This is a genomic window from Streptomyces sp. BK022 (genome assembly GCF_004217355.1).
Lineage (GTDB): Bacteria > Actinomycetota > Actinomycetes > Streptomycetales > Streptomycetaceae > Streptomyces > Streptomyces griseoluteus.
Genome location: NZ_SHKU01000001.1, coordinates 353,775 through 366,947, shown reverse-complemented (window position 1 = coordinate 366,947; position 13,173 = coordinate 353,775). Strand labels below are relative to the sequence as shown.

Below are 13,173 nucleotides of genomic sequence, written 5' to 3'. Positions count from 1 at the left end.
ATGACCGCCCTCCCCCTCACACGTTTTCTTCACGTGCCGCACAGGGCTAACCATCCATCGTCGGACCGGTCCACTTCGCTCGGTGAGGCAGTCCAGCACCTCGACGGCCTCACCGGCGCCATGCCCGAGGAAGCGGCCGAGCCCGTCTGGACCAGCACCGGTCGGCGAGACAGCTCCCGAAGCAACATCAACTACGCTGACACCAGCCGCATAACCCGTGTCCAGGACCCGAGGTCAAGGCCCATCCACACTCTGATCGGCAAGTGGTTTGGGGCAGGGGCGGCCTTCTGAGGAGGGATGCCTCCGGGTGTATTCCAGCTGTCCGAACTCCCTCCCCCCGGACGACAGCCGGGCGGCCCGTCAGCCTGCAGTTCCGGCGTCTGCGGCCCAGTAGGCCAGGATCTGGCGTACGTCTGTGGTGACATGGTGGTGCGGGCCCAAAGCCCGTGTCGCGTGGTCGGCCACGTCCTCCATCTGGGCGCGGGCACTCTCCTTCTTGCCTGCTCGCCAGGTCCACTCGGCGAGTACGGTGCGGCAGGTGAGGGTGCGTACCTGGTCGGCGCCGAACACGGTGATGAACAGTGCTACGAGCTCCGTGAGTTCTGTGACCGCCTCGTCGAGGTGGCCCGCCTTGCCGCGTTGTTGGGCGAGGTTTGCGCGGGTGATCAGGGCCTCGCCGTGGAGCTCTCCGTGCACCGTCTGCTGGTCGGCCAGCAAAGGCGTAAGTATTTCGATCGCTTCTTCGTTGTGCCCCAGTCGGCCCAAGCAGCTGGCCAGAGCGTTGCGGGCGACCATGGTGCGAGGATGACGCGGGCCGCTGATTCGCGTGGTGCCCTCGACGACAGTGCGCAGTTCCGGCAGGGCTTCGGCTTCCCGTCCGCATTGGGTCATGCAGTGAGCGCGGTTGCGACGAGTGACGAGAACACCCTCGTCTGACGGAGTAGGCAGTCGCTGCAGGGTGTCGAGGAGACGGTCGTACTCAACGACGGCCCCCGCATAGTCCCCTGTAACGCCGCGCCAGTGCGCCAGATTGTTCAGCGTGGTCAGCACATGCGCGTGCTCGTCGCCCAGAAGGCGGCGTTGAGCAGCCAGCACCGCTTGGAGCTCCTTCACCGCCGCTGGCACGTCGCCGTCCTCGGCCTGCAACCCTGCGATGTCGCTGCGTAGGAACAGGGTCTCCGGAGCATTTTCGCCCAGTAGCCGTCGCGCGGTGCGCAGCATCGATCTGTAGTGCAGCAGTCCCTGATCCCGGCGCCCGGTGGCCTGCAACTGTAGGCCGAGCCGCGTAAGTACGCGGTGAGGCCCCTGTGCATCCCACAGCGCATCCGCTGTGTCATGCGCGACAAGGTGCTCCGCGCTGGACATTAGGGAGCGGCCGGTGGCGGTGTCCGCGTAGTCCACGCCCGGCGGCCACACCTCCTCAAGAGCGGCAGCTGCCGCTCGGACCGCGGTGTTCAGTTCCGAGGGCTCGGCGCTTTCTCGTACAGCGCGCTGGATGAGCTGGTGCATGCTGATGAAATCGTCCCGCTCGTCCGTTCCTGGGGGCGCTGGGTACACGAGACTGAGTCGGCGTAGTACCTGTAACGCCCGTCGAGCGTGATGGGCTGAGGCTGGCAGTTGTCGACCGCTCGGCTGCTGCGTATTGAGGTACTGGACCAGGGCGGGCGTAGTGATCGTCGCCATGGGAACCGAGTGGGTGTCCAGCAGGCACAGCATCGTGAGCAGCGGACGCGCGAGGCCCACGGGAGCGAGCTCGTTCGCTCGTTGTACCGACAGGTGCCACGCAGCGGCCACGGTGTGCTGCTGCGCGTCCGGAAGACTACTGTCGTCAGGCAGAACGTCGGCCAGCTGCAGGGTGCGGTTCGCGAGCAGAGCTCGGTACTGCGCGACGGTCAAAGAGCGATCCTCGCAGAGGTAGGCGGCTGCCTGCGCAAGCGCAAGCGGCAGATGGCCGAGATCGTCAGCGAGGCGGTCAAGATCGGCGGCGTCCTGCTCACGTCCCTGCAGCCTAAGGACGCTTTGCAGGTAACGCCTTGACATGGCCGGAGAGTAGAGGCCGACGTCCATGCGAGCACGGTGCTCGGTGTGCCAGGCGGCGCCCTTGCTGCGGGTGGTCACCACGCACCGCCCGCCGGCCGTGCGCGGCGGCCACCACTCCCGCAATGCCCCCACATCCGGCACATCGTCCAGAACCACTAGCCACTGTCGGGGAGTCGTGGCAAGCCACGAGAGAAAGCGGGCAGCTTCGTCGTCCGCGTCGCCCGAAGGACTCAGACCGGTGACGGCACGCCAGGCACGGGCGTAGGTGCCCACGATGTGCTCAATGCGATCGGCGGTCACCCAGACGACCAGATCCATCCGCGCCGGTGGCGAAGTAACAGGGTCGCACCGCTGTGTGTCGGTGTTGACGGAGGCTGAGTCGACCTGCCGAGAGCGAGCCTTCGCGAGCATGTCCGCGGCGAACTCGGCCGCCACTTGCGTCTTGCCCACGCCCCCCATGCCGCACAGGACCATTGTCGAGGGTGTCACGTCGGCGGAGTCGATCCACTCACGCAAACTCGACGAGGCCTCACGAGGCTCGAACCGGGAGGCGGGCACCGGGACAGAGCCCACGAGCAGCGGCCACTGCGGTCGGAAGGCTTCCTTGACAACGACCGTGACGTTTTCGACGTACCCGCTGTTCGCCCAGCCATTGGGTTCGGCATGAGCGCTGCCGGTATCCGAGACCTTGAGCATTTGCCTGTCTCTGCGCATGGACATCCGTTCGGGTGCTGCTGCTGTAGACAGCTGGTCGGTGTGGGTCAGCTCAGGCGGATGCCTGTGTTGGCGTTACCGCCGTCGCCGTCGGCGTCTCCGGTGCGCTCCGCCCGGAACTCGCCATGCAGGCTGTTCGCCGGGCCTGTGATGCCACTGTTGGCATCAGCCCCAGATCGGGCTGACGCCCTTCCCGTCTGCAGTGCGACGGCGACAGCCGACTGCCCGCCCCGCCGCAAAAGTTCCCGCGCCAGAGCGATAACCGCCGCGCACGCGGCCACGATGGAGGCCACTTGCCCCGCCGCATTCAGATTCACGGTGAACCACACCATCACCATCGCAGCGATGACAAGCACCGAACCGGCGATCACCGCGTACCGCATCCCGTTGTTCATACCGGGATACTGCCTCAATAACGGGACGGTCGGGGCCCAAGCGTTGACGGCACTTGGAATCGACTGGGCGATGAGACCCCAGCTGGAACTGCTCGGACAGTTGGAAGGCGGTTCCCGACCTTCCGGGCACGAGCTGGGGGCCTTCTCCGTGGTGTCAGGACGGGGGCGAGTGGTCGGCATCGTCCGTCAGCTAGGAGGTAGATCTTGAGGGTGAGGGCCCTGCGTGAGTACCGACTGAATCTCTCCCTCGCAGAAGGCCGGGACGGAGCGGACGAAAACTACGCCCGGGGCGGGCGCTTTCATCGACCGAGGCGCTCTACCAGGACGGTCTGACAATCGAGGGGCGACCGGGATCAGTTTTCGCCGCGTTCCCGATGCTGTCGGAGCCGCTTGTCATCCGCCCCGCTTCCTGCACCCGCAGTGCCGACGGCGGACAGCCAGATCACAGCCCTCGCCGTAACTATGCGCGCACATGGCTGGATTACGCCCACACGGTCATCGGGAAACCGTCCCCAGCCTCAGCCTTATCGGTGTCACAAGGCACCAAGGGGGAGAGATACCGACGTGGACGCTCTCACGACGGCTGTGCGCACGCTTCTGGAGGATCCGGACGCATCTGTGGAAGTGGAGGTGTCCACGCCGGAGGAAGCGGCGCACGCCGTCCGGCTCTTCGACGAGGGCCTGCGTAGCGGTCGTGGGGTCCACCGCAGGATGGCCGAGGGCGCTTTGCACGGCGCCGAGACGCTCTCGACGGACCGCCTGCAGGTCCTCTCCGAGTTCGTCCAGAACTCCGATGACGCGGGAGCCGGCCAGTTGCGCATCCTGCTTCGGTCCGACGACATGCTGGTCGCCCACGACGGAGCCGGCCTGTGTCTGGCCGATGTGCTTCCGCTCGGCATGCCCTGGCTCACCGGCAAGACCGCTGACGCCGCGGCCACCGGCCGGTTCGGCATCGGACTGTCCACGCTGAGGGCCCTCTCGACGGTGTGGGAGGTGCACTGCCACCCGTTCCACGTGCGCTTCTGCGGGACCGACCTCGAGCCCGCGCCGCCGCCCAAACTCCCCGACGAGATTTCCGGTCCCGAGTGGACCGTCTTCCGTATCCCACTGGCCCCCGGGAAACTGACCGCGGCCCAGCTCCTCGAATGGTTCGACGACTGGAATGACGCTTCCCTGCTCTTCCTGCGCCATCTCCGCGATCTGGAGGTGACGGCCGGCGAGCACAGCGCCAGACTGACCCTGGCCTGGGCTGACGTGGCACGGCATCGGCTAGTGGTCCAGGGCATCGAGCATGAGGTGAGAGTGCGGCACGCCCGGACGACCGACGGAGCGGTGTGGCGCGTGTACACGGCGCAGGTGGAACCGCAACCGGAATGGGAACGGAGCCACAAGGCACTGGGCCCGGTCGTGCCCGTGGGCATCGCGCTCCCCCTGGGGGGCGAGGTGTCCGGCAGTGTCCATGCCGGCCTGCCCGTCGCCCCGTTGGACGTGGCGGCCCGCGTCCACACCCAGTTCGACCCTGTCGCCAGCCGCGAAGGGTTTGCCGACAGCCGCCTCAACGCACAGCTCGTCCCCGTGATCGCCGACCTGTGGGAAACCGCCGTACGCGACGTCCTGGAGAGGGTGGATCACACGGCATGGCACCTTGTTCCGCTTCCCCGCCCGCCGGGCTCCGCGCCGGCGCACCTGCTCCAGGACCGGATCCGCACCGAGCTGCTCACGCGCGCCCGGCAGTCACTCGCTGCCGAGCTGGTCCTGCCGGTCGCGGAGGGTGGGCCCGCGGTCCCGCTGTCCGATTTCGCGGTCGAGGAGGCCGCACTGTCGGGGGTCCTCGACGACACCGACATCGCACGGCTAGGCGAAGCCCGGTACTCCCTGCCTGCCGCCGTCCGCGACAGCGGCGGCCGCTGGCGGAACGTCCTCGCGGACTGGCGTGCGGCGGGTGCCGCGTCCCTGCGCGCAGAGGTGCGGGTCATGGATGCCCTCGCCTTGTTCTCCGACGACGAGTGGCAGGACGTCACGCGGTTCGTACGGCTTGCCGCGGTCGCCCTCGAGGCTGGGCACGAGCACGCGCTGACCGGCCGGACGTGCCTGGTCACCGCCGACGGGCACCGACTTCGGCCGCAGCTCGCGGCGAACGCGTTCGCCGACGCGTCCGGCGGGGCCACCGGCCCCCTGGATGTGCTGGGCGTCGTTCTGGACCTGCATCCCGCCTACGCGGAGGACAACGTTCGGGCGAAGACCGTCACCGCATGGCTGCGTCGCCGGGACTGTCTAGTGCGCCGCGACGACACGGCAGCCGTACTGCGGATCGTCTCCCGGCTCGGAGAAGCCGGGAGACGACTTGCCGACGACGAGGCGGCGGAGACCGCCCGGCTCGTCGCGCTACAGCAGGCGCTCGGCGAGCTGCCCAAGAAGCAGCGCGACCGGCTCGGTCCGGGCATCGGACGGGCGGTTCTCCTCAACGGCTTCGCATACGACAAGGACGGGACCGAACAGGCCGCCCGCGTTCAGCCCGGCGCCGCCTATCTCCCCCAGGCGCTGGAGAGCGCCGACGGAGACCGGTTCGAGGTCGCGGCACGCAGGACACCCGGTCTCGTCTGGGTGCGCCGCTCATACGCGCGATCACTGCTCCCCGCCGCCCGGGCAGGCGGTCTGAGCGGAACGGCCTTCCTACGGCTGCTGGGCGTGGCGAGCGCTCCGCGGCTCACTACAGTGCGCGAGCTCTACGACCGGTCGGACACCAAGACGTACCCGGGAGATTCCCGTCTCGGCCTCGCGCGGAACTGCAGGTGGTATGTCACGGGCCGGTGGTCGGAGATGGTGGCCAAGGGAGCCGATCACACCCTGGATGACCTGACCAGCGACGACCTCTTCACCGTGGTCGAGAACATCGTCGCCGAGAAGGACGTGAACGAGCGACGCCGCCGCACAGCCGCCCTGCTACGCACCCTCACCGCACTGTTGACCAGTTCGGACCAGGCCGTCGTCCCAATGGCCCGAGGCCACTACAAGTGGAACGTCAGGGGTGAAACGGCGGCCATCTGGGTGTGGCAGCTCCGGGAGACTGCCTGGCTGGAAGACAGCCACGGCCGACTCAAGCCGCCGGCCGACCTCACCCTGCGTACACCGGATACGGTAGCCCTGTATGGGCCAGAGGATCCCGGATACCTGCACCCAGCGATCCACCAGGCCCTGGCTACCCCCACGGAGGTCCTCACCGCACTCGGTGTCTCCAGCAATCCCGACGTCCCGCGCCTGATGGAGCGGCTGCGGGAACTCCGCGACCGCGCCGACGACAACACCAATACTGATGGCGACGTGCCGGACAGCCTGAGGGCTGAGGCGCTGCTGGTCTATCAATCCCTGGCCCGGCGACTGACGCACCGTTCGGCAGATGCACCCCAGACTGCGGTCGAGAAGCAGATTCGCAACGAGTTCGTGTACGAGGACCTCGTCCTGACCGACCAGGGCTGGATGAAGCCCGGCTCGTGCTTCCGGGGACCTGCCATCCTGCGCGGGTTCCGTCCCTTCGCCCTGACCGGGATGGACGTCGACCCTCTATGGCAGGCGTTGGGCATCCCTGAACCCGGGCTCGATGACCTCGTCGACGTGCTGAAGGAGATGTCCGGGACCGGTGCCGCCCCCGACGCCGAGGACGAAAGAGTCATGCTCGATGCTCTGCGCCGCCTGCGGGACATGATCTCCTCCGACGACAAACCGATGCCACCGGGGCTGCAGAGCAGGCTGCGCAATCTGCCGCTGTGGACCACGGCCGGCTGGGTCAAAGGCAAGGGCCGATCAGTGTTCGCCGTGGCCGACCCAGGGGTCGAGCGAGCCCTGACGGGCCGTCTGCCGCTGTGGAAGCCGGGAGGGAACGTACAACAGTTCACGGCACTGTTCGGACGGCTGTGCGTCACGCCCCTGGACGTCGCGGATGCCCAGGTCACGTACGAGACCGGCGACGCGAACGCAGCCGAGGGCGCACTTCTCAACCAGCCGGTCGACGCGAGCCTCACCGAGGACTTCCGGCGGGGAGTCGCCGCGCTCCAGGACCTTCTGGTGCGCGACGAGCCCGAAACGGCGGAGGCTTTCACCGGCTGGACCTGGCTGGCGGACCTGGAAGTCCGGCAGCTCCCCGGCCTGCAGATCCGCATCGATCCGGGAGCCACCCACGAGCCCATCACGCTCCCCGTCGACGCGCAGATCGACCGCCGCCGCAACACGCTGTTCCTGGACTCGCACGCGGCGCTGACCACCAAGTCGGGAACGGGAGCGGCGATCGCCGCGCACTTCGCGGAAGCACGCTCGCGCGTGGGCCACACCTGGCGCGACGTTTGGGAAGAACGCCTGGTGGAGGCGGAGGCCGGGACAGCTCTCACATCGGCAGCACAGCGAGACCGCGAGGAACGGCAACGGCTCGCCGAAGAACTACGCCGGCGTGCACAGCTGGCCCCCGTGGCTCCCACCGCGCCGACGCCGAATGTGAAGACCACCCCTCAGCGGAACAGCAACACCAGCCCGGCTGTCCCCACTGGCCCGATCGGCTTCATCCCGCCGCCACGCACCGGTTCAACGCCCGCGTCCGGAAGCCCCGGACCTGGCAACCAGTTCGGCCCGCAGCACGCGCCAGTCGCGCGCCCCCTAGCGGACGCGGTCGTCTTCGGCGTGCTGCCCGACAAGGTCACCCGCACTGGAGTGCCGCCCACACCGAGCAGCAGCCCTGCCCGGACACCGGGGATGGGGGGACCTGCGCCCCGCCGACCCAGCACCCCACTTCCCCAGCCCAGGGCCGGAGGCGCCCCGCCCCGCAGCAAGGCTTCACCGCTCGGCTACGAAGACCACGACAAGGAGGAGCTCGTCATCCAGGCGCTCCGCCGGATCCTGCGAGAACAGGGTGTCGAGCTGGACGACCAGCGGGGTGCGTCGGGCGTGGGCGCCGACGCATATGACTCGACCGGACGCTACTACGAGATCAAGGCCCACGGACGTGCCGTCCCGGGCGAGCTGTCACTTACGCGTTCGGAGTTCGTACGGGCCTGGACCGAGCGTGAAAACTACACGCTCGTGATCGCTTCGCACTTGGAGAAGGGCGCCGGCAATCCGACCCTCCGCCTGGTGAACGACCCTGTGCACCGCTTCGAAGTCGAACCGCCAACGGACGTCCGTCTTAAGGGCGTACGGGACCTGTCAGTGGAATCGACCATGTACGAGTGGCCCGGCACGAAGTGACACCGCTGGTTTGTCAGTGGGGCATGTCAGTGTGCGGCCTAGCTGCCAACTGCACTGTGTTCGGGGAGGGGTGTGCGTGAGGCGCACGTTCGTAGAGTTGTTTCGTGCTGCGATGAACGATGTGGATGCGAGGCCGTATCCGTACCAGGAGCAGCTTGCGGCGGAGGGCTTGCCGGAGTTGCTGCGGGTTCCCACGGGGGCGGGTAAGACAGCGGCAGGGGTATTGCCGTGGTTGTGGCGCCGTCTGGAGCATCCCGAGGCCGCAGTGCGCGCCGGCGAGGCTCGGTGGTTGGTGTTCGTTCTGCCGCTGCGATCGTTGGTCGAACAGACGGCGGCCGTGGTGCGGGAGTGGATTGCCAACGCCGGTCTGGCCGGGGCGGTGGGGGTCCATGTCTTCATGGGGGGTGAGGACCGCGACGATGACACGTGGCGTATGGGTCCGTCGCGGACCGCGGTGTTCATCGGCACGCAGGACATGTTGCTGTCCCGGTTGTTGATGCGCGGGTATGGGGAGTCGCGTGCCCAGTGGCCGGTGTCGTTTGGGCTGCTTCACAGCGGTGTGCATTTCGTCTTTGACGAGACGCAGCTGATGGGGCCCGGGCTGCCGACGTCGGCGCAGCTGCAGGGGTTGCGGGAGCAGTTGGGTACGGGCGTGCCGTCGCGGTCGATGTGGATGTCGGCGACGCTTGCGCCCCAAGAGGTGTGCACGCCCGACCACCGCGAGGTGCGAGGTGTGGTGGAGCTGGGGGAAGACGACCGGGTCGGTGGCCTGGCCGTACGGTTGAACGCGGTGCGGCAGGTTGAGCGGGTGGAGGTGCCCGAGTCGGCGGCTGCCTACCCGGCGGGAGTCGCACAGGTCCTGGTGGCGCGTCACGTGCCGGGGACGCGGACGATCGCAGTGTTCAACACGGTAGAGCGCGCCGTGGCGGTTCAGGCGGCGTTGGCCAAACTCGTTCGCCGGGGCGGGCCGGAAGTGGTGCTATTGCATTCTCGTTTTCGGCCACCCGAGCGGGAGAGGCTGATGAACGAGCTCAAGGCCCCGTTGTCTGCGACAGGTCAGATCGTGGCGAGCACCCAGGTCCTGGAAGCCGGCGTCGATCTCTCATCTCGCGTGCTGTTCACCGAGGCCGCTCTGTTTTCCTCGGTGGTGCAACGGGCCGGCCGGTGTAACCGCGCCGGTGAGTTTCCGGAAGGCGCCAACCTGCTGTGGGCCCCGCCTCCCTCCGGACGGGGGCAGTACGCGCCGTATGAGCAAGAGGATGTCGAGACGGCGGTGGAGGCACTCACCTCGTTGGAGGGAACCTGCGTGACCTCCACAATGCTCCAGGAGATGCCCGTCGTCACCAAGCCCGTTGTCCATCCGGTCCTGCGGCGCCGTGATCTACTGCAACTGTTCGACACCATGCCCGACCTGAGCGGTGCGGACATCGACGTCTCCCAGTGGATCAGGGACGGCCAGGACACTACGGCCCTGGTGGCGTGGCGCGACTTGACGGACGGCAGGCCGGGCGAGCGTGAGGTGTTTCCTGCCCGCGAGGAATTGTGCCCTGCGCCGGTCGGGGACCTCAAGACGATCGTGAAGGACTCTTTGGGCCCGTTGTGGGTCCTGGACGCCGCGGAGGGCGCCTGGCGGCGTGCCCAGTTCGCTGACATTCGGCCCGGCGCCGTGCTGCTGACCTCTACCGCCTCCGGCTGGTACGACTCGAAGCTCGGGTGGAGCCTGAAGCACCGAGGCCCGGTGACCTCCCTCGTACGGACCGGGAGGGTTCCGGACGGCATGAGCAAGGACGATGCCTCCTGTGCCGACCGGTGGGTGGACCTGATCGAGCACCTTGAGGACGTCGAACGGGAAGTCGGGCTGCTGGCAGAAGGCTTGGCTCCGTTGGACGGGCTGTCCGCCGGGCACCTTAAGGCGGCTCGGCTGGCCGGTCGCTATCACGACCTGGGCAAGGCGCACTCTGTGTTCGCCAACACGGTCCGCCGCAGTTGTCCCGAAGGCGAGCAGCCGCCGGGCGAAGGCCCCTGGGCGAAATCGCGTCACCGGATGGGCCGGCACGAGCGCAAGTACTTCCGGCACGAACTGATCAGTGCGCTGGCACTGTTGCATCCGGACAGCACCCTCCTGGACGGCAGCGAGCACTCGGACTTGATCGCTTACCTTGCGGCGGCGCACCACGGCAAGGTGCGGGTGTCGGTGCGTTCTATGCCGGGCGAGGCCGAACGCGTGCCGCCCCGGGTTCTGGGCGTCGAACCGGCAGAGGAGGTCGGCCCGGTCGAGTTGCCGGGCGGGAAGGTGCTCCCGCGTATCGTCGTCGATCCGTCCTTGCTCTTTCTTGGCGGTGGTCCCCAGGGAGCTCCCTCCTGGACGCAGCGGACCTCTCAACTTCTGTCCCAACTTGGGCCGTTTCGGCTGGCCTTGCTGGAGGCGCTCGTGCGTGTCGCGGACTGGCGGGCCAGCCAGGCGTACCGCACACCGCAGTCCGCCCCGGACCAGGCCGTCTCGTCGGAGGAGCAGTCACCCGTCGTTCCGCTCCCGATTCCCGCACCGGCGGGCGTATTCGAGCAGGAGGTGCTGTGGTGAGTATCGGGATTCCGCTGCGCGGATTGCGCGCTACGACACTGGGCGGCTACCTCAGTGCGCTCGGCCTGCTGCGTATTTTGGCGACACAGCACGACACCACCACGCGGCTGCGCTGGGCAGACGACCTGCCGGTCCTCACCAGCGCATGCAGCATTGATGAGCTGACGGCGTGGCTCGTCAGCTCTTACCGGCCAAGCCCCATCGTCTCCCCGTGGAATGCCGGAGCGGGGTTCGCCGGCAACGGCAAAAGCGTGGAAGCCGAAAGGGCCCTGGCCCAGATCGAAAACAGCCAGGATCCACGCCTGGCGGTACTGCGAGAGGCCATCGCCGCAGGCCGCAAGGTCGTGGCCGAAGGGCGTGCGCGCGGCTGGGCGGGTGAGAGCCTGTGGGCCAAACAGCACAAACAGTCGGTGATCAGCCTGTGCCGCAACTCCTTCCCCGATGAGGCGCTGCCCTGGATCGACGTGGCTGCCGTCCTCAGCGGTCCGGAGGTCCACTTCAACCCGGTGGCCGGGACGGGCGGCAACTTCGGCCGCCAGGAGCTGTCCGCCACCTACCTCCAGCATCTCGCCCTGGTCCTCGGCCCCGAAGCCGACCACAGCCATGCCGCCGCGTGGGTACGCGCCGCCCTGACCGGTGCCGAAGACGTCCCGTACAGGCGAGGAGCCGTCGGCCAGTTCGATCCCGGCCGCGCCGGCGGAGTCCTGGCCTCCATCTGGGGCGAACCCGACAAGCAAGGTTTCGTCAACCCCTGGCGCACCATTCTGACCTGCGAGGGACTGCTGCTGTTCGCCAGCGCCGCGGTCCGCCGCAACGCCGCCGAGCCGGGGGCGGCGTGGCCGTTCAGCGTTCACGCCACCCCCATTGGGCACCCCACCGCCTCGGCCGGTGAGACTGCCAAGGGCGAGATTTGGGCGCCTTTGTGGGAGCGCCCCGCCAACCTCGCCGAACTGGAACAGCTCTTCGGTGAGGGGCGGGCACGGTGGGCGGGAGCCCAGGCCAAAGATGGCTTGCTGTTCGCCCTGGCCATCTCCGCCCTCGGCGTCGACCGGAACCTGGCCGCCTTCCGGCGATTCGTCATCGTCGAACGCCTTGGCCAAAACCCCATCGCCATCCGGGCCACTGACGTACCCGTCGCCCTACGCAACGAGCACGCCCTGCTCGCAGATCCGTACGTGTGGCTGACCCGGCTGCGGCGCAAGGACAAGATCCCCGCAGGAGTGGCCGCCCTGCTGCGCCAGTGTGATCAAGCCCTGTTCGCGGCCATCACCGGCAGCGACACCACCGCCATGGCTCGCTTCGTGATCACCTTCGGCCACCTGCACGAGGCGGTCGCCCGGTCCGGACGCCTCCGCCAGGACATCGCCCCCTACCAGCCGAGCCAAGCCCGCATCTGGGAACCCCCGCCCGCTCCTGCCAGGCGACTGGAGTTGCAGTTGGCCTCCGCCCTGGCTTCCCTCGCCGTGGCCCGCAGCGATCTCAGGATTCCCGCGCTGCGGCCGCTGCTGACCCGGGTGACACGCAGCAGGGACCGTCTGATGTGGACCGACAACCCCGCCACAGGCACCGAACTCCTCGGCTCCACCCTCACGCAGGCACTCGCCCAAGCCCACCGCCTGCGCCTGCAGGCACTCAAAGCCGCAGTCGGTGACACGGAACCACCCGCCGCGGAATTTCCCGTCGGGCAGACCGTGGCACTCCCAGTCCTCGAAAGCTTCGTAGACGGGGAGTGCGATGACGAAGTGACCGCCGACTACCTGCGCGGCCTGATGGCCCTGGGCTGGACCACCAGCCAGCCCACCCCGGCACACCACGGGCGGGTACTGAACCCGGTGCTGTCCGTGCTGCTGCCGTTCTTCGCCGCCGAGCCGTTTCGGCTGGTCTCCACCTGGGGACCGGATCCCGTCGCCTTCACCGCGACGCTGCGCCCGCGCCCCGACTGGATCGCCCGCCTGATCGCTGCCGGCCCCGCCGGGATTCTCGACGACGCCCTGCTGCGGCTGCAACTCGCCGGATGCAGGCCGTTGGTCGGCCGCCCACCGGACCGCGCCGACGCCGTGGCTGTGCACCACACCGACGGCGCACGCCTGGCCGCCGCACTCCTGATGCGCGTCCGTACCCGCGACCGCGCCAAGGCGCTGAGCGCCGCGACAGCGACCCGCCCCGACAAGGCATCCCCCGTCACCATCTGAAGACCGTGCACGTGAAAGG

The 13,173-nt window shown here is 68.3% G+C and carries 5 protein-coding genes; 3 read left to right on the top strand and 2 right to left on the bottom strand.

The genetic code is table 11. From position 1 onward, the window contains the following. Positions 1 to 360 precede the first annotated feature (360 nt). Positions 361 to 2,736 carry a tetratricopeptide repeat protein gene (locus EV284_RS01720; protein ID WP_165425431.1) on the bottom strand — a complete coding sequence of 792 codons (2,376 nt, stop codon included), beginning with the start codon at positions 2,734 to 2,736 and terminating at the stop codon, positions 361 to 363. Between the two features lie 65 nt (positions 2,737 to 2,801). Continuing rightward, positions 2,802 to 3,149 (bottom strand): hypothetical protein, encoded by a 348-nt coding sequence (locus tag EV284_RS01715; protein ID WP_130329542.1) that lies wholly within the window; start codon positions 3,147 to 3,149, stop codon positions 2,802 to 2,804. Between the two features lie 564 nt (positions 3,150 to 3,713). On the opposite strand from EV284_RS01715, the gene EV284_RS01710 reads away from it, so the two are divergent. The 3 genes from EV284_RS01710 to csx17 all read left to right on the top strand — a co-directional run bounded on the left by EV284_RS01710 (position 3,714) and on the right by csx17 (position 13,154). Continuing rightward, the gene (locus tag EV284_RS01710) at positions 3,714 to 8,381 is read left to right on the top strand and encodes a hypothetical protein (RefSeq protein ID WP_130329540.1); all 4,668 of its coding nucleotides are present in this window, start codon (positions 3,714 to 3,716) and stop codon (positions 8,379 to 8,381) included. Between the two features lie 76 nt (positions 8,382 to 8,457). Beyond that, entirely contained in the window at positions 8,458 to 10,962 is a 2,505-nt protein-coding gene (locus EV284_RS01705; protein WP_130329538.1) for a DEAD/DEAH box helicase, read from the top strand. Continuing rightward, the gene (gene csx17 / locus EV284_RS01700; RefSeq protein WP_165425430.1) at positions 10,959 to 13,154 is read left to right on the top strand and encodes a type I-U CRISPR-associated protein Csx17; all 2,196 of its coding nucleotides are present in this window, start codon (positions 10,959 to 10,961) and stop codon (positions 13,152 to 13,154) included. The genes EV284_RS01705 and csx17 overlap by 4 nt, the downstream gene beginning before the upstream one ends. Positions 13,155 to 13,173 lie beyond the last annotated feature (19 nt).

Coding starts and splice junctions, on each gene's coding strand:
- EV284_RS01720 (WP_165425431.1), bottom strand. CDS start 2,736: ATGCTCAAGGTCTCGGATACCGGCAGCGCTCATGCCGAACCCAATGGC.
- EV284_RS01715 (WP_130329542.1), bottom strand. CDS start 3,149: ATGAACAACGGGATGCGGTACGCGGTGATCGCCGGTTCGGTGCTTGTC.